The following is an 829-nucleotide window of genomic DNA, read 5'->3' on the forward strand; positions in this document are numbered from 1 at the left end:
CTGCGCGGCGGCCCGCCGACGGTGGCCGGGCGCTGGTCGCTGCTGCCCGCCTTCACCACCGACCCGACGGTCCGGGCCACCACCCAGGCACAGAGCCTGCTGGACCGGCACGGCCTGGTCACCCGGGGCGCGGTGGCGGCCGAGCGGGTGCCGGGCGGCTTCGCCGGGGTGTACCGGGTGCTCGCCGCGATGGAGGAGCGCGGCCGGGCCCGCCGGGGCTACTTCGTCGAGGGGCTGGGCGGCGCCCAGTTCGCCATGGAGGGCGCGGCCGACCGGCTGCGCTCGGTCAACGGCCGGCTGGAGCGGGCCCGGGCCGCCGAGTGGCCGGCCGCCCCGGCCACCGAGCCGCCGCAGGTGCTGGTGCTGGCCGCCGCCGATCCGGCGAATGCCTACGGCTCCGCACTGCCTTGGCCGGAGCCGCCGACGGCCCCCGGAGCCAAGGAGGCCCGGGCGCACCGCCCGGGCCGCAAGGCGGGCGCCCTGGTGGTGCTGGTGGACGGCGAGTTGGCGCTGTACGTCGAACGGGGCGGCAAGTCGCTGCTGGCCTGGCCGGAGGACGGCGCCATCCGGGCGCTGGCGGTGGGCGCGCTGGCGGCCGCGGTCCGCGAGGGTGCACTCGGCAGCGTCACGGTCGAGCGGGCGAACGGCGAGCCGGCCCTCGGCTCGGCGCTGGGCGCCGCGTTGGAGGAGGCCGGCTTCCACGCCACCCCGCGCGGCCTGCGCCTGCGGTCCTCCTGAGGTCCGCCGACGCCGAAGGGCTCCCGGCGAACACGGGGCCCCCCCGCTCTGTCTTATATTATTAAACTTAATGAGTGTTTTTAGCCATTTA

1 pseudogene is annotated in these 829 nt (G+C 76.8%); it reads left to right on the forward strand.

The window, feature by feature from the left end:
- A pseudogene (locus ACFV61_RS26255) lies at positions 1-738 on the forward strand (DEAD/DEAH box helicase); the annotation flags it as partial.
- Positions 739-829: the final 91 nt, after the last annotated feature.

The sequence above is a fragment of the Kitasatospora sp. NPDC059817 genome, assembly GCF_042731835.1.
Lineage (GTDB): Bacteria > Actinomycetota > Actinomycetes > Streptomycetales > Streptomycetaceae > Kitasatospora.